Below are 19,880 nucleotides of genomic sequence, written 5' to 3' on the forward strand. Positions count from 1 at the left end.
GGAAAGGACAGGATATTATGACAATTGAAGAACGTCTTGAGGCATTGGAAAAAGAAGTGCAGCAGCTGAAGGATGTACAGGCAATTAAAGAACTGAAGAGCAGATATTTCTGCGCAATGGATACAAAGGACTGGGAAGCGATGGAAGCCACTATGGCACCGGATATTGAGACATCATACTCTGATGGTAAACTGGTATTCCACGGTCCGAAAGAGATTACAAATTATCTGGCAGAAACGATGCCGAAAACAGAAATCACTCTGCATCAGGGACATAATCCGCAGATCTGGTTTGAGAGCGATACAGTTGCCTATGGAAAATGGTATCTGCAGGATGATCTGCTTTTTGATAAGGGTGATACTTATGAAGGTCTGGAGATCAGGGGGTCTGCTATTTACACGGATAAATATGTAAAGATTGACGGACAGTGGCTGATCCAGGATACCGGATATCTCCGCATTTTTGAGGAGTCATCCCAAAGAGATGCGACACACCGTGTTCGTATCAGTATGTTCCGCCCTGCTACAAAGAAAAAGAAAATCGCAAAAAGAAAAACAACAAAATAAGAAAGAAAAACAGCAAATATGCCGCTGTGCCTGTTTTGGTATAGCGGTATATTTGCAAAAACGGCGATTTGAACAGACAAGACGGGAAGAGAAGAGGTGGGAAAGATGCTGCGGGAATATCGCAGAAAAATTTACAAAAAAATCCGTTTTGAGACATGGTACCGCAAAGGTAATTATTATTGGCGCAAACGGGATAAGATGGATGAGATCATTGAGAAGTACAAAGGCCCGGAAGCCTTTGAGGACCGTCGGTATCTTCGCAGGCTGAAGAGGGATATGATCCGGAGTCTTTTTAAATATGGTTCTTACTACAGCGAATACTTTCTCTATGATTATGAAGGGAAAGATCCGGAATACCGGGCGTCTTTCATTACAGAAGGAATACGAATGAGTTTTTATCCCCGGATGAATAAACGAAAAAACACCGACATTTTGGAAAATAAATACAGGACGTATAAGAAATTTGAGAATATGTACAAGCGGGAAGTCATCCGCATCAGAAAAAATGAAGATCCGACCCAGGAAAATTTGAAAAAGCTGCAGGAATTTGCCGGCCGTCATGGTGAGTATGTAGTGAAACCGGTATATGCAGCATTTGGGAAGGCAGTGAGAATTGAAAATATCGCCATGTACGATTCGGTAGAAGACGCCCACGAGCATTACCGGAAATATGGCGCTGTTATAGAAGAAAAAATCGAACAGGGATGGGAGATGGCCCGCATACACGAAGGGTCCGTCAATACACTCCGCATTCCTACTGTTATTATCCGAAACGAAAAAAACGAGCCGGAGATCAGGTTGTTTCATCCTTCTCTTAGAATGGGAAGGGAGGGCAGCTTTGTAGATAATTTCAGCGCCGGCGGGATCAGCGCACTGATCGATCCGGACAGCGGAGTGATCTATACGGACGGCGCTGATAAAAAAGGCCACAGTTATGAGTGCCACCCGGACAGTAAAGTGAAGTTTAAGGGGTTCGGGATTCCCCGGTGGGAGGAAGCTGTAGCAATGGTAAAGGAAGCAGCGATGATGATCCCGGACAACCATTACTGCGGATGGGATCTGGCTTTTGCCAGGGACAGAGGCTGGTGCATGGTTGAAGCAAACTGTACGGCGCAGATGGGAGCTATGCAGATGGTGGAAAAAAAAGGACGCAGGCATGAGCTGGAGGATCTGATCACACAGATGCAGGAGAAGAGGGATTGTGATGAAGCAGTTAGATGAAGTCAAAAGATATCTGAACGCAAGGAAGCATATACGGCAATTTGCAGGTGAGTATGCAGAAAAATCCGGAGAGGATCCAAAAGATGTGGAGCGGGATATCCTGCAGGCTAAGAAGAGGAACCACATTTCATTTGCAGAATATGAATGGACGGGGTATTATCACCTGACTCCGGAACAGAAGAAGACAATCTCTACGCTTTGGACACGGATGGAATTTCGGAAGCAATTTACAGACAGACGTTATATCGGAATGCTTATGAATAAGTATATCTTTTCAAAAGTGTTTGGGGATTTTTATGGCCGATGGTGCATGCGTGCGTCTGAAGCAGATGCCAAAAGCTTAAGAGAAATGGCAAAAGAGAGCGGCCGTGTTGTTTACAAACCTAATTGCAAAGGAATGGGGCAGGGAATCCGCGTTCTTTCTGCCAGGACAGAGGAAGAGGCAAAGGAAGCTCTGCAATATATTCAAAAAAGCGGCGGCGGGATTGTGGAGGAGTATATCTGCCAGGATGATCTGTTAACCTCGCTGAATCCCAATGCCGTCAGTGTGATCCGGTTTTATTCTGCCAGTTCTCCGGAAGGCGAATTTCTCTTTGCTCCGGTGCTTACAGTGGCGCATAAGAATAAAATTTCCAACGGCTGCAAGGATGCACTGACTGCAATGGTGGATATCCGGACGGGAGAAGTGCTGACTGATGCAGTAGACCAGAACAGTGGGGAGATCTATCAGGCACATCCGTCCACCGGAATGGCATTCAAGGGATTGAAGCTGAATAATTGGGATAAGACGATCCAAATGATGCGACGGGCGCTGCCTCTTGGAAGAAAAATATCCAACATCGGATGGGATGTGGCTCTTACAAAAGAAGGACCGATTCTGGTGGAGGCCAATACAATACCGGGTTTTATGACGGCACAGTATGCAGGATTCGGATGGATCACAGACGGATACGGTTACCAGCCTCTCTTTGATGCGGTGCATGGCAAGTCCTTTGAAGACGACGGACGTTATGAGAGAGTGGTCCTGAAGCTGGAATAGTGCAAAGGAGGTGGGATATCGCCGAATACAAAGAGGAGTATGCAAGATGGCAGATAAGATCAGGGTATATTACAGTAAAATTCACAATATGGGAGATCTGCTGAATAAACTGATCATTGAGAAGTGCTTTGGCTATGAGACGGTACGCTGTTCTTTTCTGGAGGGAGAGATGTGTGCCATCGGAAGCTGCCTTGGAATGTATACCTTGCACGGTACTGTGCCTATGCGGATACAGCAAAGGATCAACGGGATCCAAAAGCCCCATGTGTCCATCTGGGGAACTGGTTTTATCAATTATACAGACTGTGAAGGCAGCTTTTTTAAAAGAGATATGAATTTCTGCGCGGTTCGGGGAGAACTTACAAGAAAAGCAGTGGAAAAGATGAGGAAGAAAAGGCTGGATATTCCCACGGCAGACGCCGGGATTTTGGCGGCAGAAGTGCTGGAGAGCCTTCCACGAAAACGCTATGACGTAGGTGTCATCCCCCATCTTTGTGATCTTCAGGATCCCAGGGCGGCAAATCTTCATCAGGAGTATGAAAATGCCCGCTTCATCAGTGTGAAGGAGGAGCCGCTGGAGGTGATCCGGCAGATTGCAGAATGCCGCTTTATTCTTTCCAGCAGTCTTCACGGGCTTATTATAGCAGACAGTATGGGGATTCCCAATCTGCACGTGGAATTTGGAGACAGACTGTTGGGGGATGGATACAAATTCGACGATTATTATTCCGCTTACGGGTTGACACATAAGCCCTATGATATGCGCACAGAGCCCCTTCCGGAGCTTGCCTGGATCCAAGAACAGTACAGGATCCGTCCGGAAGCGGTGGAAACAAAAAAGAAAGCTTTACGGGAAGTATTTCCTTTTCCGGTAAAGTAAGGAGTTGCCTTATGGAGAAAAAACTGATCACAGTGATCATTCCGACTTATAATAGGAAGAAAAAGCTTCTGGAATGCATCAGCAGCATCCTTGAGCAGACTTACGAACATATTGAAGTGCTGGTAGTGGATGATGCTTCTACGGACGGAACAGAAGAAATTTTTCAGAGAAAAACAGATCCCCGTCTCCGATACATACGTTATGAAACCAACAGAGGAGCCTGTTACGCCAGAAACTGCGGAGCTGCCCTGGCAAAAGGGGAATTGCTGGCCTTTCAGGACAGTGACGATCTGTGGCATCCTAAGAAGCTGGAGAAACAGTATGCATGGCTTCTTTCCAACAAAGCCGATCTGTGTTTCTGCGGGATGAACCGGATATCAGAGAAAGGTAGCCGGTTCTATTTTCCGGTACATCCTTTCAGGGCCGGCCATGAATTGGAGGCCTTTCTTGCAGAAAACAGAGCGGGAACACAGACTATGCTGATGTACAGGCATGTGTGGGAAAGGCTGCAGTTTGATGAGACGATAAAACGCTACCAGGACTGGGACTTTGGCATTCGCGCGGCAAAGCAGTTTGTACTTTGCTATCTGCCGGAAGCCCTGGTGGAATCTAAGGTGGGAGAAGACAGTATATCTGCCAGAGTGACTTCCTATCCCCATCTGCGAAGGCTGTACGATAAGCATGCGCTTTTGTACCGCCAGTATCCGGCCAGCGATGCAGTGATGAACCGGCGGCTGGGGAAGAGAGTGCATGCTGCAGATCCTGCTTTGGCAGCGGAGCATTTCAGAAAAAGTTTTGCCCTAAGCCATAGCTTCTATGATCTGGGCTATTGGACGGCAGATCGGATAAGGTCAGCAATGAAGGAAAGAGGGAGGAAGAGGGAAGGATGACAGCATTTGTAATACTGCATTACCGCGCGGTGGAGATGACAAGGACATGTGTGGAACGGATCCAGGCGCTGGATGGCAGCAAACATATTGTGATCGTGGATAATGCGTCTCCCAACGGGACAGGGCGTATCCTTAAGGAGGAATATGCCGGACAGGATAACGTTACCGTTCTTCTGAATGAAGAGAATGCCGGGTTTGCAAGAGGAAATAACCTTGGGATACGATGGGTGTGCACCCATCTTCCGGCACAGTTTACCGTTGTGCTCAATAACGATGTAGAAATCCGGCAGAAAGATTTTATTGTCAGGACAGAGGAAATTTATAAAGAGGATCCCTTTGATATCCTGGGACCGGATATTGTGTCGGTATTTTCCGGTATTCATCAAAATCCCAAGAGTCTGAAAGGATGTACACTGGATTCGGTGAGGAAAAAGCGGGCAAATGTAAAACGGAGCACGCATCCTATCCTGCTTCTTTTAAGCAGTGGAGAGAAAAACAGTCCTCTGCTCTGGAAACATGTACAGCGGCGCCGAAGAGCGAAACAGTGTATTGATGTATCGGTTCCGGCAAAAAACGTAGTTTTGCATGGTTCCTGTGTGATTTTTTCCGAGCGTTACCTGAAATCGCATCCGGAACCTTTCTATCCCAAAACATATATGTATTATGAAATGGAAATTTTGGAATGGATGTGCAGGCGGGAAGGAAGCGTTGTGCGATATGATCCGTCCATTTGCGCATTGCATTATCAGCATGAGGCGTCCAGGCAGGAACTGAAGTCTATTATCAGAAGATCGAAATTTGTGATGGACTGCCTTCTGGATTCGCTGACGGCAGCAGAGGAGCTGATCCTTGAGACAGGCGGGGAGGAAAGGGTATGAAGAAAAAAAAGATCAGCAAAGCGGAGAGAAATTTTTTTGCGTTACTTTCTTTTTTCTCCCCGCGTATCAATACAGAACTGTTGTTTTTTAAGAAATTCGGACGTTTGCCGGATCTTAAAAACCCTGTCACGCTCAATGAAAAACTGCTGAAATTAAAGCTGGAAGAATACAGAGACAGTGAACTTGTCAGAAAATGCGCGGATAAATACCGGGTGCGGGAATATGTCCGGGAGAGAGGACTTGAAAGCTGCCTGAATGCTATTGAGGCGGTTTATGACAGGGCAGAGGATATTGACTGGGATGCGCTTCCCCACAGTTTTGCAATGAAATGGAACTTTGGATGCAGTTATAATATTATCTGCCGTTCCAAGGATCAATTGGATAAAAAAGCAGCCAAAAGGCAGATGGAAAAGTGGGGGAGAGAGCCTTTTTGGGCATATTATTCAGAACTCCAGTACAGAGGTGTTGACAAGAAGATCATTGTAGAAGAATATATCGGAAGCCCGGAAGGGCTGCCTCCGGAGGATTATAAATTTTACTGTTTTCATGGACATGCCCACTGTGTTATGGTGTGTGCCGGAAGAGAGGAAGGATGGCCCAGATTCTACTTTTTTGACAGGAAATTTCAGCTTATGCGCATCAACCACGACGGGAAAGAAGCGCCGGATGATTTTTCTCTTCCCAAACCCCAGAGGGTTGAGGAGGCTTTTGAGATAGCGGACCGATTAAGCTGGGGGTTCCCTTTTGTGCGGGTGGATCTGTATTTGACAGAGCGGGGCGTACGCTTTGGCGAGATGACATTTACGCCGTCCGCTGCCTTGGATAATAAACGCCTTCCGGAGACAGATCTGCTCTTTGGAAGTATGGTGTAGGAGGAGCAGCTATGTCGCGATGGAATACCGGGAAAAAAACTTATCAGATGGCAAAAAGCCTGCGCCGGCAAAGAGGCGGTTTTACGGCGGTCTACCTTATGGATGCCTTAAGATGCGGATACCGCCATCAGGCTTCGCCGGAGAATTATTTTGTGCTCCGTTTCTATGAACTGGATGAAAGGGAGAGGGGGACTTACCTGACTTCCGGGCGGTCCTCTATGGCAGATCGCAGATTGAATCGGTTTATGACAAAAAAGAACAATCAGATACTGGCCAGCAAACATTTGTTTTACCGGCATTTTTCTGATTTTGTACGGCGGGAAAGTCTGTATGTGCCGGAGGTTTCTCTGACAGAATTTCTGAACTTTCTTGAGGCTCACGAAACTGTTGTGCTGAAACCGGACCGGGGGCTTATGGGGCATGGGATTGAGAAAGTACAGACAAAGGAAATAGAGGATAAAAAAGAACTCTATGAGAGATGTCGGGACGGCGGACTTTTGATAGAAGAAAAAATCCGACAGCATGAAGAACTGGAGAAGATCAGTCCCTGTGTAAATTCCATTCGTATTAACGCCGCCAGAGACAGTAAAGGAAAGATCCGGCTGATCGGAGCCTGTCTGAAATGCGGGGCAGAAGAGGCGGCCGCAGACAACTTTCATTCAGGCGGTATCGCTTATCCTTTGGATCTTAAGACAGGCACTGTCGCAGGGCCGGGGAGGAATAACAAAGAAATCCGGGACTATGAGCGGCATCCGGGATCCCTGGTCTATATGCCCGGATTTACAGTGCCCTGCTGGGATGCTGTCATTGCATGTGTCACACAGGCTATGGAACATATGCCCAAGGTCGGGTATATAGGATGGGACATTGCAGTTACTCCGGAAGGACCGGAGATGATCGAAGGAAACTGCCATTGGCCGGGTGGAAATATCATTCAGCTGGATGGGATAGGAAAGTATCCTCTGATACAAGAATGCTTGGAAGGAGTAGAGTGAAAATGAGTATTTTGACAGAAAACTATATTGTAAAAAACGTAAGGGCCTATCCGGTCCTGCGGGAAAAATTTATGGCTTACATGAAGGGAGTGAAAAATCTTCCGGAAGGGTTTCGTGAAAACAAGTTGTTTCACGACTATCTGAAAGTCAGAAGAAATAATCCGGAAAAGAGAGTATCCCAGAGCGAGTATATGATATTCGGATTTTATAATTTAAGTACAGGCGAGCAGAAAAAGTACCTTACGGATGTGGAGGCCACTCGTCTGATGCGGCCTTATAATAATGATTCAGAACCGTATCTGAAAAGCAAAGCCACGTTTCTGAAAAATTTTACACGCTTTATTCACCGGGGATGGCTTTATGTGCCAAAGGCAAGTTATGAAGAATTTTGTGATTTTCTCCATAAATATCGTACTATTGCCCTTAAGCCGCAGTATTCCAGCTGGGGAATCGGTTTTTTCAAACTGACGGAGGAAGAGTTCGCTTCAAAAGAGGATCCGAAAGAATTTTATCAGAAATTATGCGAGGGAAGATATCTTGCGGAAGAATTTGTACAATCCTGCAAGGAGCTGGCGGCATTTCATCCGTCGTCTTTGAATACGCTGCGTGTGATCACTTTCAGGAACGGGGACCGTTTTGAAGTCTTCGGCGGCGGTCTGCGAGTGGGAAATAACGGCCTTTGCGTAGACAATGCCCATGGAGGAGGAATTTTCTGCGAGATCGATCCGGAAAGCGGGAAGATCATCACCGATGGACTGGATGAATATTCCAACAGCTATGTTACCCATCCTATGACCGGAGTGCCTTTCAAAGGGATGCAGATCCCCCGCTGGAAGGAAGTGGTAGAGCTGTGCAAGGAGGCCTCCAAAGAGCTTCCCTGTCTTCGTGTGGTCGGCTGGGATGTGGCGATTCTGGAGGATGGTACTTTGGAACTGATCGAGGGAAATCACAGCCCGGGAATGAATATTGTGCAGGCACCTGCAAAGCATGGCGTCTATGAAAGGTTTTCTTCCATGCTCCTTGATTATTATGGTGAACCGGATCAATATGTGACAAAGCAATCTGCATAGATAACAGCCAGGTCTATTGAAAGGCCTGGCTGTTATTGTTGGGGAAATTAAAGGTTTTCGATCTGCTCAAATACTTTATAGGATACATCCTTGCGGTTGTTCCGTTCCGTATTATAATTTTCAAAATCATGGTTTGGCACAAGACTCATAGTATTGTCTCCGGCTACCGTCCGTTCTACGATCAGCCATTTGCCGTCACGGCATTCCCAGAGATCAACGTCCCTGCATCTTGCCTCTACCGTAAAGCTGCCTTTGGAACCGTCCTTGTTTTTCTTTGGAAATTTACATGCCGCATACATATATGTTTCGCTGGCAGCTTTATTTCCGTTTACTTTGATGAGAATATTTGTCATCATATGGTGGGTTGAGATCATATGGCGGTGCTGCTTCAGCATATTGTCGATAAACTGGCGCCCGGTTCCGGATGGAAAAGTGGGGCCGTAATTTACTTTACTGTCTTCCGCAAATACGCTGTAGCCAAGTTCATTGTCGATACGATCCAGAGCGCGGCAGTATGTATAGATCTGGTCCCGGATCGCCTCCTTTGCAAGTAATACTTCCAATGCCTTATCGTCCATAACTGTTCCTCCTCTTAGATATTTATGATTGAAAATTATACCTCGTTCTCCGTGAAAATCCAAGAATATTGACTGAATAGTTTGGAAATGTAGTGGAATGTTTGACAATTTCCGGAAAAATGTAGGTGAAAATAAACTTTTTGGCTTGTTGTTAAAAAGCAGAAGGGAAAATATCAGAAAAATATAGGGGGGGGGTGAAAGAAAAATGAAAAAATATTTTGATGTTGGCGAAAATTGTAGTATAATAGATATAAGTGGGTGCAATTGAACGGAAATTATGGAAAGAAAGGAAGAGGATATTGTGCTGGTGAAATATGAGGGACTTCAGCATGGATCGGAAAATATTCCATCAGAGCTGCTTTTACAGCATGTGGAGGGCGGAGTCACTCTTTTGGAAATCGGGGAAAAAATCAGGATAATTTATGCAAATCCGGGGTTGTATCGTATTCTGGGAATAGAAAAGGACAGTTGGCTTTTTCCCTGTACTCTGAAGGAGATCGGCCTGCAGCTGGATTATGAGGCGGATTACGGTATGTCTTTAAGACATGCGGCAGAAGGGAAAGCGGCAGCAGAAAATATCCACCGGATTTCGGCGGACGGGAAGAGGTGGCGCTGGATCCATGTGCGGGCAGTCAAAGTAGGACATACAGAGAATGGGAATCCCGTTATGCTGGAATTTTCTACAGATATTACAGAACTTATGGAAAAAGGGGAAAAGCTCAAAGAATGCAGCGAACGTCTCAAGGTGGCTTATGGACAGACGCCCCAGGTTCTGTGGGAAGTAAATATTGAACGAAAAGAATACGGTATTTATGATATCAGCACGCAATCTGTGCGGAAAGATACATGTATTTCCAATTTTCCGGAATCTATGATCGAAGATGGGGTTGTGCATCCGGATTCCTTCCGCCAGTTCCGCGAATTTGCAAAGGGGATTTTAGGCGGAAATGAAGCCGGATCGGGGAATTTTATCCTGAAAGATCCAAAGATGGGATGTTACGGATGGTTTACTTTATCCTACAGGATGATTTATGATACAGATGGATTCCCGGTAAAGGCTGTAGGCGTGCAGGAAAAATTCCCGGATATTTTCGGCTATAATACAGAATTCGAGAGGCGTCCGCTTCCGGAAGTGCTGCGTCACCATCTTGTGGCCAGGATCCGGGTAAATCTTACAACGGACCAGGTGGAAGAGGTATGGCTGAAAGGAATTGATCAGACTTCAGCTCACAAGGGGAGATCTTATTCGGAAATGATAGAGGGGGATGATCTTCTTCCTTTTATAAAAGGGGAGGGGCGGGAGTTCCAGGAAAGGTTCAGCCGGAAAAACCTGTTGAAAGCATATGAGAACAGTCAGCTATGGTCTTCCAGGGAATATCACAGAGTGGCAAACGGGGGACAGATCCGCTGGATGACGGACATGGTAAATCTCGTCCGCGACAAGAGAACAGATGAAATTTACATGTTTGCCTGTTTCAGCGACATTCAGCAGAGATATGAGTGGGAACAGCAGCTGGAACAGGATATAGAGCATGACATAGAAAATGGATTTTATAATATGAAGACAGCCCGCCTTTTGGCAGAAATGCTGATAAAGGAGAGAAAAAAGGCAGTCTGCGCCATGGCTTTGATCCAGATTAACGGCAGTTCCGGCGGAAACCAGGAGGAAGTGAAAAAACAGGAAGAACGGGAGAGGCATTTCATTTTTGTTGTTCTGTCACTGGCGATCGGAACCGACTGTATCATTGGGCAGTATAATCAAGACTCTATCCTTGTATTTTATCCGGACGTCGGGTCCAGGTATGAGATTAAAACGCGGCTGGAGGACGCTTTTGCTTATATCCGGGCAGCTATGAGCAGCATAAGCGGAATAGACGCCATGCGTTTGGTGGCGGGAGTCGTCACGGAAACAACAGAACAGGCGGATTACGACGTAATGGTCCTTCATGCCCAGTATCTGTGCGAAATGTGGAAAAACTCAGCGATAGATACAGTGGCTTTGCCTACAGGAGCAGAAAACTGGTCCTGGGTGGGAGGAAATGGAAAAGAAGAGGAAGAATTTCAGACAGAAGAGGCAGAAGAGGAATTGTCCGTCAAAGAGCAGAAGGCGGCTCTGCGCTGTTATACTTCCATGCTGCGGGCGGATTCGCTGGAGCAGTCTGTCAAAAGCTCCATGAGCTGTATTGGCGATTACTACCGGGCAGCCAGAGTTTATATCCTTGCACTGGCGGAAGACAGGCAGACGGTAACGATCCAGTATGAGTGGAAGAAGCCCGGGAAGCCCAGTATCCGTCATGTGATGTCAGGGGTTCAGGTAGAGAAGATCCCCCTGCTCAGGAAATGTCTTGAGGAAAACCGGCCGGTATTCTCAAAGCATAAGCTCTCGCTGAGTAAAGAAAGGGACGAAGAGGACTCCTGGAATTTTATCGTATTCCCTACAGAAGAAAGACAAAAAATAACAGGCTTCCTTTGTGTGGAGAATCCCAAGAGACATTCGCGCCAGTCCTCCTTACTGAAAGAAGTGGTGCCGTATCTGAAAAAAGAGGAAAGCCGGTTCCGGTTCCGTCCACAGATCAGAAGCGGGGCAGTACAGGATATGGTTTCAGGTCTTCCTAATCTTCGGGCCTGCAAAGAGATGATCAACAGTATTGATTCTGCAAATTACAGCTCCATGGGGGCTCTGGCAATCGATATCCCGAATATATCTGATATAAACAACAGTCTGGGATTCCATTACGGAAGGGAGATGCTGGCCTATATCGTGGAGGCTTTGATAGGCGTATTCGGGCAGTGTTTTATCTTTCGTACCTGGGATGCAGAGTTTGTTATCCTGTATCCCAATACGATCCTGGAAGTTTTTGTGGGAAGATGCAGCAGGCTTAGATCCCGTGTCCAGCGGCGCTATCCGGGCGAGATCCGTATCGGATATACCTGGTCAGACGGGGCTTTTACAGCAAAAAATCTGGTGCGCGAGGCACGGTCCATCATGAGATGCGAAACGGTTGAGAATGCAGGGGGAGACGGAAGAGATTTCTTTGGGGAGCAGGAAGAGCGGACCGGTGAGATGCAAAGAAGATATATCCCCTATTTCCAGCCGAAAATCGATATGAGAAACGGAAAACTGGCCGGCGCCGAGGCACTGGTGCGCGGAGTGGATGCAGAAGGAAACATTATTGCTCCGGGGCAGTTTATTGAGGAGCTGGAAAATAGCGGAAAGATCCGGGATCTGGATCTGTTTATGCTGGAAAGTGTCCTTCACCAGATGAGCGAATGGAAGAAGAAGGGGCTGGAGCCTGTCCGTGTCTCGGTGAATATGTCCCGCGTTACGCTGTTTAACCCCACGATACTTGCTTCCGTACTTGCGATACAGAGTCATTATCCGGAAATTGCAGCAGATCAGATCGAGCTGGAAATTACAGAAACGGCAGGCGATGTGGAAACGGCGCCCCTGTCCGGCATCGTAAATAATTTCGGAGAATACGGTATCCGGTTCGAATTGGATGATTTTGGATCGCATTATGCCAATATGACCGTTTTCAGCAATATTAAATTTGATACGGTGAAGCTGGACCGGAGTCTGGTAGCTGATCTGCCGGACAATGAGATCAGCTGTATGTTGGTGGAAAATATCATCAAAATCTGCCGGAATGTAGGGATGCGCTGTGTGGCGGAAGGAGTGGAAACGCATCGGCAGGAAGAGGCATTGTTAAAAGCGGGATGTGTTTACGGACAGGGCTATTACTATAACAAACCGTTGCCGCCTCAAAAATTTGAAGAGATTTATTTAAGTCAGTAACAGATGGAGGAAACCTAAGATGGCAAAGAAAAGAAGTATGGATACCATACAGAAGAAAGATGCGAAAGCTTCATTCATAGTTGGCCTGGGGGCATCGGCAGGAGGGCTGGAAGCCCTGCAGCAGTTTTTTCAGCAGATGCCTGCCAACAGCGGTCTGAGCTTTGTTGTGATCCAGCATCTTTCTCCTGATTATAAAAGCCTGATGGCAGATATTCTGGGGAAATATACGGAGATGGACGTCAGACAGGCAGAAAATGAAATGGCAGTTGAGCCGAACACAGTTTATCTGATCCCTCCCAAGAAGAATCTGACACTGAAAAACGGAAAGCTGATGTTGACAGAATATATACATGGGACACTGAATCATCCGATCGATGTGTTCTTTGCTTCTCTGGCGGAAGAAAAGGGAGGAAAGGCGATTGCAGTCGTGCTTTCAGGCACCGGTTCAGACGGGACAAGCGGTATAAAGACAGTGAAAGAACATGGAGGATTGGTGATCGTACAGTCTCCGGGAACGGCGAAGTTTGACGGAATGCCCCGCAGCGTGATAAATACGGGACTTGCGGATTTTATTCTTTCACCGGATGAGATTGTGGATGAGATCCTGAATTTTTCCAATTATCCCGATCTGATCCGGTTTGAAGACCATGAGGTATTTCTTTCGGATGAGGAGACATTCTCTCAGATTTATGCGATTTTAAAAAAGGCCAGCGGCATTGATTTTACTAATTATAAACGGACAACTGTTATGCGCCGTATTGAAAGAAGAATGGTCATTACCCACAGGGTCAGCCTGTCGGATTATGTAAAAATGCTGGGCGAAAACCTGGAGGAAGGCAATATACTGGCGAAGGAGATTTTGATCGGTGTTACAAATTTTTTCCGGGACGCTGCCTTTTTTGAAAAGCTGAAATATCATGTCATATATGATATTGTAGAGAGAGCCGATATAAATGAGCCGATCCGGGTGTGGAGCGCCGGTTGTTCTACCGGGGAGGAAGCCTATTCTATTGCTATTTTGTTCCGGGAAGTGCTGGAAGAGATGAATATTCAAAGGGATGTGAAGATTTTCGCCACAGATGTGGATGTCAAGGCAATCGAACAGGCTGGAAAAGGAGTTTTCACAGAGAGTATATTGGAAGATGTGTCAGGGGAACGTCTTGCGAAATATTTTACAAAGAAAAATGACCAGTATGTGATCTCAAAGGAAATCCGAAGGATGATCATTTTTGCACCGCACAATATGCTTTCTGACCCGCCCTTTGGGAAACTGGATCTGATAAGCTGCAGAAATGTAATGATCTACTTCCAGCCGGTACTGCAGAAGTCTCTGTTTTCCATTTTTCATTCCGCGCTGAAAAGCGGAGGGTATCTTTTCCTTGGAAAGAGCGAGACGGCAGGCGAATACAGCAGTGTGTTCAAACCTGTGTGCGGGGCGGAGAAAATCTATCTGCATAAAGGAGAAGGAAAGGTGGATGAATTTACGCCTCCGTCTTTTAATATCCCTAATGTGAATACGATTTCTCCCCGGATTGCCAGCTCTGTAGACAGGGAGGGAGCAGAATATGCTTTTGAAAATACGTATATTCATTTTATGGAAAACTTCCTTCCGGCTTCTGTCATTTTGAATGAAGCAAATAATGTGATCCATTTCTTTGGAAATTATCAGGATTATATGTCCATTGCACCGGGAAAAGCCACTTTCAATTTTTTCAGCATGATCAATGAAGACCTAAGTCTTGTGGCTTCTACGGCTTTAAATCGCTGCAGATCAGAAAAAATTGCAGTTACTTATACCGGAATCACAGTAGACTGTGTAAATGGAAGGGAGAATATTAATCTGACTGTCAGCCCGATTTACGGGAAGAATAAGGCAGATACCGGACTGATCGCAATCCTTTTTATGAAGGATGAAAAGATAGAAATGGAAGGCGTGACAGAAAAGTACGATGTGGATAAGACGGCAGCCCGCCGGATTGCAGATCTGGAACAGGAACTTCACGAATCCCAAAATGACCTGAAATCTACGATCGGAGAACTGGAAACGGTCAATGAAGAATTGCAGGCGGCTAATGAGGAGCTTTTGACAGCGAATGAAGAGCTGCAAAGTTCTAATGAGGAACTGCAGTCCGTCAATGAGGAACTCTATACTGTAAACACGGAATACCAGCAGAAACTGGATGAGCTGACAATGCTTACGAATGACCTGTCCAATTTCCTTTCTTCCACTATGATAGGAATCCTTTTTGTGGACAGCAATTTGAATATCCGTAAATTTACGGAATATGTAGGCCGGGAGTTTCAGCTGATGGATCACGATGTAGGACGCTCCCTCCAGATTTTTGCACACAGTTTCCCGGCGGAAGATATCATCAAGGATGCCGGGGAGGTCTTGAAAAACCTGGTGCCTATAGACCGTGAGGTGACAGGAATGAACGGGCGGTTCTATACCTTGAGGATCGCACCTTACCGGACAACGGAGAACAATATCCGCGGTCTCGTTATTACAATTATTGACAGTCTGGGAGCACAAAAATAGCAGAAGAAATCGAGAAAAAATCTGAGGAAGGGGTATTTTTCCATGCCCCGCCACAGATTTTTTCTTTTTGCTCTTTTTTGCAGAAAAGTGCAATAAATTCTGAAAAATATTGTATAATAGAAGAAAAAATCGAGAAAATTGAAGGGAGGGTCCGCTTATGCTCGAAAAACTGGATTTGTCAAAGAAGATGGAAAAAGAAATTTACAGATCAGAAATGGAAAAACTGATTCCAAGACTGGGAAAGCTTCAGAGAAAATGTAAAGATTTGAATATTCCGGTGATGATCGCCTTCGAGGGATATGGAGCTGCCGGAAAGGGAGTTCAGATCAGTAAACTGATACAGGCGCTCGATCCGAGAGGGTTTCAGGTATATGCCGTAAAAGGCGAGACGGAAGAGGAGAAAATGCATCCCTTTTTGTGGCGTTTTTGGACAAAGCTCCCTCCCAAGGGAAGAATTGCGATTTATGATACCAGCTGGTACAGAAGAGTGCTGATCGATCGTTTTGATAAAAAGATAAAAAAATCAGAACTTTTTGATGCATATGAAGCCATCCGTTCTTTTGAAAAACAGCTGACAGATGACGGCATGGTAATCATTAAGATTTTTCTTGCCATTGACAAAAAAGAACAGAAAAAGCGGTTTGATAAGCTTCTGTCTTCTAAAGATACAGCATGGAGAGTGAGTGAAGGCGACAGAAAGAGAAATGAAAAGTTTGAAAAGTACGAGGCAATGAATGAGGAGATGCTCTCCCGCACAGACAGTGAAAATGCGCCATGGCACATCGTGGAGGCAGTAGACCGCCGGTTCGCTACAGTAAAGATCTATTCCATTGCAGCAGAGACCCTGGAGAGACAGATAGAGGCAGTGGAGAAAAAGAGTGAGCACAGCCGGGATAGGGCAGAAGAGGAGAAGGAACCAAAAGACAACGGTAAAGAGGAGATGAAGCTGACAGAGTCTATTTTGGCAAAGGCGGATCTCTCTCTTTCCTATACGAAGGAAGAGTATGAAAAGAAGCTGAAGAAACTTCAGAAAAGGATCGAAGAGCTTCACGGAGAGCTGTACAGAAAGAGGATTCCTGTCGTGCTGGCCTTTGAGGGGTGGGATGCCGGCGGAAAAGGAGGAGCCATTAAGCGCCTGACAGCAAAAATGGATCCCAGAGGTTATGTGGTCCATCCTACAGCATCACCAAACGCGGTGGAGAGGCAGTACCATTATCTGTGGCGGTTTTGGCGCTCCATGCCCAAGGCGGGCCATATCGCTGTCTTTGACAGAACATGGTACGGAAGGGTTATGGTAGAGCGGATCGAGGGATTCTGCACCGAAGAGGAATGGCGGCGGGCATATAAAGAAATCAATGACATGGAGAGAAATCTGACGAAGGAGGGTGTGCTGATCCTGAAATTCTGGATGCAGATTGATAAGGATGAACAGGAAAGACGCTTCCGGCAGCGTCAGGAAAATCCGGAAAAGCAGTGGAAAATTACGGATGAGGACTGGCGGAACCGGGAAAAATGGGACCAGTATGAAACGGCAGTGAACGAGATGCTTGTACGTACTTCTACTGCAGAGGCACCTTGGATCGTGGTAGAGGGGAATGATAAATACTATGCAAGGATCAAAGTACTGGAAACTGTTGTAAAGGCCATAGAAGAACGGATGGAAACAGGGGGCGGGAAAGCATGATGAATATCAGGGAAGAGCTGGAAGAGCGGGAAAAGGAATATTTAAGTCCCTATGCATCTTTAAGCCGGAAATCAAAGGGGAGGAAAAGACCGGAACCGGAGTGCGATATCCGGCCGGTATTCCAGAGAGACCGGGATCGGATCCTTCACTGCAAGTCCTTTCGGAGACTGAAACAAAAAACGCAGGTTTTTCTTCTGCCGAAGGGGGATCATTACCGGACAAGAATGACGCATACGCTGGAAGTATCTCAGAATGCCAGGACGATCGCAAAAGCGCTCCGGCTCAATGAGGAACTGGTAGAAGCCATTGCCCTGGGACATGATCTGGGTCATACTCCTTTTGGTCATGCAGGAGAGCGGGCGCTCAATCAGATGTGCCCGGATGGATTCCGGCATAATGAGCAGAGTGTCCGCGTAGTGGAAATCCTGGAAAAGCAGGGGAGAGGACTGAACCTTACCTGGGAAGTAGTGGATGGTATTTTGAACCATAAGTCCAGCGGAACGCCTCATACACTGGAAGGGGAGATCGTGAGACTCTCCGATAAGATCGCCTATATCAATCACGATATTGATGATGCGGTACGAGGCGGAATTTTGAAGGAAGAGGATCTTCCGGCAGAATATACGGATGTGTTGGGGCATACGACCAGAATGCGTCTGAATACCATGATCCATGATGTGGTGAGCCACAGTATGGGACAGCCGCGGATCGTCATGTCTGATGAAATACGGGAGGCGACGATGGGCCTTCGAAAGTTCCTGTTTGAACATGTTTATCAGAATCCGGCGGCAAAAGGGGAAGAGACAAAGGCGGTCAATATGATTATTAATCTGTACGGATATTATATGGATCATATTGAACTTCTCCCGGAACAGTACCTGGTAATGATAACAGAAAAAGGGGAAACAAAGGAGAGAGTTGTATGTGATTATATAGCGGGAATGACCGATTCCTATGCGGTAAAAAAATTTCAGGAATATTTTATTCCGGAATCTTGGAAAAATTAAAGGAAATAAAGAAGTTTTGTCGAATATTAATAATGAGGGCTTTTTTCCCTCTGGATTTATGTATAGAAAAGGATGATGTCAGCACATGTATTATCCGGATGAAGTGGTAGAAGAGGTTAGACTGAAAAATGATATTGTAGATGTGGTCTCCGGGTATGTAAAACTTCAGAAAAAGGGAAGCTCTTATTTCGGGCTTTGCCCTTTCCATAACGAAAAGTCCCCTTCTTTTTCCGTCAGCAGAGATAAGCAGATGTACTATTGTTTTGGCTGCGGAGCGGGAGGAAATGTCTTTACGTTCATTATGGAATACGAGAACTATTCTTTTGTGGAAGCTCTGAAATTTCTGGCGGAACGTGCCGGAGTGGAACTGCCGGAGCAGGAGTACTCCAAAGAAGCCAAAAGGCGGGCAGATGAGAAAGCTGTCCTGCTTGAGATCAATAAGCTGGCGGCAAAATATTATTATGCGCAGCTTAAGGCTCCCCAGGGGAAAACGGCTTACGAGTATCTGAAGGGAAGGCAGCTGGGAGATGATACCATCACCGCATTTGGACTAGGGTATTCCAACAAGTACAGCGACGATCTGTACCGGTATCTGAAAACGAAAGGGTATACAGACGACATTCTTTTTAAAGCAGGACTGATTTCTTTTGACGAAAGACATGGACCCTATGATAAATTCTGGAACCGTGTTATGTTTCCCATTATGGACGCCAATAACCGGGTGATCGGATTCGGCGGACGGGTGATGGGGGATGCGAAGCCAAAGTATCTCAATTCGCCGGAGACGCCTGTTTTTGATAAGAGTCGTAATCTGTATGGACTTCACAGGGCACGTACATCCAGAAAACCCTATTTTCTTCTGTGTGAGGGATATATGGATGTGATCTCGCTCCACCAGGCAGGATTTACCAGCGCGGTAGCGTCTCTTGGAACAGCGCTTACGCCGGGACATGCTTCCTTGATCAAGCGGTATGTCAATGAAGTATATCTTACTTATGACAGCGATGAGGCGGGAACCAAGGCCGCTCTTCGGGCAGTTCCCATTCTGAAGGAGGCAGGGATCACCGCCAGAGTGATCCGCATGGACCCTTATAAGGATCCCGATGAATTTATTAAGAATCTGGGAGCGGAGGCCTTTGAGGAAAGGATTCATAAAGCCCGGAACGGTTTTATGTTCAGCCTGGAGATGGCGGAGAAAAACTATGATATGGGATCGCCGGAAGGGAAGACAGATTTTCTGAAGGAGGCAGCGAAGAAACTGACTCTTTTTGAGGAAGAAATTGAGCGCAGCAATTACATAGAGGCGGTGGCAAAGACTTACGGGGTGAATGCAGACGACTTGAGAAAGCTGGTGACAAAGACAGCGATCCGGGACGGGCTTGCTAAGCCGGCGGAAAAACCGCGTTCCACAAGAAAGCAGGAAGAAAAGGAGGATGGCCATCTGAAATCCCAGAGGATCCTTCTTACCTGGATGCTGGAGGGAGAGGAAATTTTCCGGCAGATCAGGAAGTATGTGTCACCGGAGGATTTTACGGAAGAGCTGTATCGTCAGGTGGCAGAGCTTTTATACCGGCAGTATGACGAAGGAGCCGTAAATCCTGCCCAGATCATGAATCATTTTACAGACGAGGAAGAGCACCGTCAGGTGGCAGCCCTGTTTCATACAAGGATACGGGAACTTTCCACAGTAAGAGAACAGGAGAAGGCTCTAAAGGAAACGATCCTGCGGGTGAAAGAATACAGCATCGAGAAAGCGGCCCGCAATCTGGACCCCGCAGATATGGCGGGACTTCAGAAGCTGATGGAGGAGAAGCGGATGCTTCAGACACCTGAAAAACTGCATATTTCTATTAATTAAGGATAAA

Annotated in this window: 15 protein-coding genes; 14 read left to right on the forward strand and 1 reads right to left on the reverse strand. The window is 46.3% G+C overall.

Translation table 11 applies throughout. The annotated features are described in order from the left end of the window. Nucleotides 1–17: 17 nt before the first annotated feature. From EUBC25_RS12795 to EUBC25_RS12835, 9 genes are all read left to right on the forward strand, one after another. Nucleotides 18–566: a nuclear transport factor 2 family protein gene (locus EUBC25_RS12795; protein WP_230105870.1), complete on the forward strand. Its 549-nt coding sequence runs from the start codon at nucleotides 18–20 to the stop codon at nucleotides 564–566. Between the two features lie 105 nt (nucleotides 567–671). Beyond that, on the forward strand, nucleotides 672–1,787 hold the full coding sequence (locus EUBC25_RS12800; protein WP_230107606.1) for a sugar-transfer associated ATP-grasp domain-containing protein: 1,116 nt from the start codon (nucleotides 672–674) through the stop codon (nucleotides 1,785–1,787). Next, nucleotides 1,771–2,826, forward strand: coding sequence for a sugar-transfer associated ATP-grasp domain-containing protein (locus EUBC25_RS12805; protein WP_230107607.1), 1,056 nt, complete (start codon nucleotides 1,771–1,773; stop codon nucleotides 2,824–2,826). Before EUBC25_RS12800 ends, EUBC25_RS12805 begins: the two co-directional genes overlap by 17 nt. A 46-nt stretch (nucleotides 2,827–2,872) precedes the next feature. Then, nucleotides 2,873–3,706 (forward strand): polysaccharide pyruvyl transferase family protein, encoded by an 834-nt coding sequence (locus EUBC25_RS12810; protein WP_230105871.1) that lies wholly within the window; start codon nucleotides 2,873–2,875, stop codon nucleotides 3,704–3,706. 11 nt (nucleotides 3,707–3,717) lie between these two features. Then, nucleotides 3,718–4,596, forward strand: a complete 879-nt coding sequence (locus EUBC25_RS12815) for a glycosyltransferase family 2 protein (RefSeq protein WP_230105872.1) — start codon at nucleotides 3,718–3,720, stop codon at nucleotides 4,594–4,596. Next, nucleotides 4,593–5,474, forward strand: a complete 882-nt coding sequence (locus tag EUBC25_RS12820) for a glycosyltransferase (RefSeq protein WP_230105873.1) — start codon at nucleotides 4,593–4,595, stop codon at nucleotides 5,472–5,474. Before EUBC25_RS12815 ends, EUBC25_RS12820 begins: the two co-directional genes overlap by 4 nt. Further along, nucleotides 5,471–6,346, forward strand: coding sequence for an ATP-grasp fold amidoligase family protein (locus EUBC25_RS12825; RefSeq protein WP_230105874.1), 876 nt, complete (start codon nucleotides 5,471–5,473; stop codon nucleotides 6,344–6,346). Before EUBC25_RS12820 ends, EUBC25_RS12825 begins: the two co-directional genes overlap by 4 nt. Before the next feature lie 11 nt (nucleotides 6,347–6,357). Beyond that, nucleotides 6,358–7,341 (forward strand): sugar-transfer associated ATP-grasp domain-containing protein, encoded by a 984-nt coding sequence (locus EUBC25_RS12830; protein ID WP_230105875.1) that lies wholly within the window; start codon nucleotides 6,358–6,360, stop codon nucleotides 7,339–7,341. 2 nt (nucleotides 7,342–7,343) lie between these two features. Next, on the forward strand, nucleotides 7,344–8,411 hold the full coding sequence (locus tag EUBC25_RS12835; RefSeq protein WP_230105876.1) for a sugar-transfer associated ATP-grasp domain-containing protein: 1,068 nt from the start codon (nucleotides 7,344–7,346) through the stop codon (nucleotides 8,409–8,411). 47 nt (nucleotides 8,412–8,458) lie between these two features. On the opposite strand, the gene EUBC25_RS12840 is transcribed toward EUBC25_RS12835, so the two are convergent. Then, complete coding sequence (locus tag EUBC25_RS12840) at nucleotides 8,459–8,989, reverse strand: nuclear transport factor 2 family protein (RefSeq protein WP_230105877.1); 531 nt, start codon at nucleotides 8,987–8,989, stop codon at nucleotides 8,459–8,461. A gap of 277 nt (nucleotides 8,990–9,266) precedes the next feature. On the opposite strand from EUBC25_RS12840, the gene EUBC25_RS12845 reads away from it, so the two are divergent. The 5 genes from EUBC25_RS12845 to dnaG all read left to right on the forward strand — a co-directional run bounded on the left by EUBC25_RS12845 (nucleotide 9,267) and on the right by dnaG (nucleotide 19,873). Continuing rightward, nucleotides 9,267–12,785 carry a bifunctional diguanylate cyclase/phosphodiesterase gene (locus EUBC25_RS12845; protein ID WP_230105878.1) on the forward strand — a complete coding sequence of 1,173 codons (3,519 nt, stop codon included), beginning with the start codon at nucleotides 9,267–9,269 and terminating at the stop codon, nucleotides 12,783–12,785. Between the two features lie 19 nt (nucleotides 12,786–12,804). Then, a complete protein-coding gene (locus tag EUBC25_RS12850; RefSeq protein WP_230105879.1) occupies nucleotides 12,805–15,324 on the forward strand; it encodes a chemotaxis protein CheB in 2,520 nt (839 codons plus the stop codon). A gap of 157 nt (nucleotides 15,325–15,481) precedes the next feature. Then, nucleotides 15,482–17,008 carry a polyphosphate:AMP phosphotransferase gene (gene pap, locus EUBC25_RS12855; RefSeq protein ID WP_230105880.1) on the forward strand — a complete coding sequence of 509 codons (1,527 nt, stop codon included), beginning with the start codon at nucleotides 15,482–15,484 and terminating at the stop codon, nucleotides 17,006–17,008. Beyond that, nucleotides 17,008–18,015, forward strand: coding sequence for a deoxyguanosinetriphosphate triphosphohydrolase (locus tag EUBC25_RS12860; RefSeq protein ID WP_230107608.1), 1,008 nt, complete (start codon nucleotides 17,008–17,010; stop codon nucleotides 18,013–18,015). Before pap ends, EUBC25_RS12860 begins: the two co-directional genes overlap by 1 nt. Before the next feature lie 85 nt (nucleotides 18,016–18,100). Next, entirely contained in the window at nucleotides 18,101–19,873 is a 1,773-nt protein-coding gene (gene dnaG, locus EUBC25_RS12865; RefSeq protein ID WP_230105881.1) for a DNA primase, read from the forward strand. Nucleotides 19,874–19,880 lie beyond the last annotated feature (7 nt).

This window comes from Claveliimonas bilis (genome assembly GCF_020892095.1).
Lineage (GTDB): Bacteria > Bacillota > Clostridia > Lachnospirales > Lachnospiraceae > Claveliimonas > Claveliimonas bilis.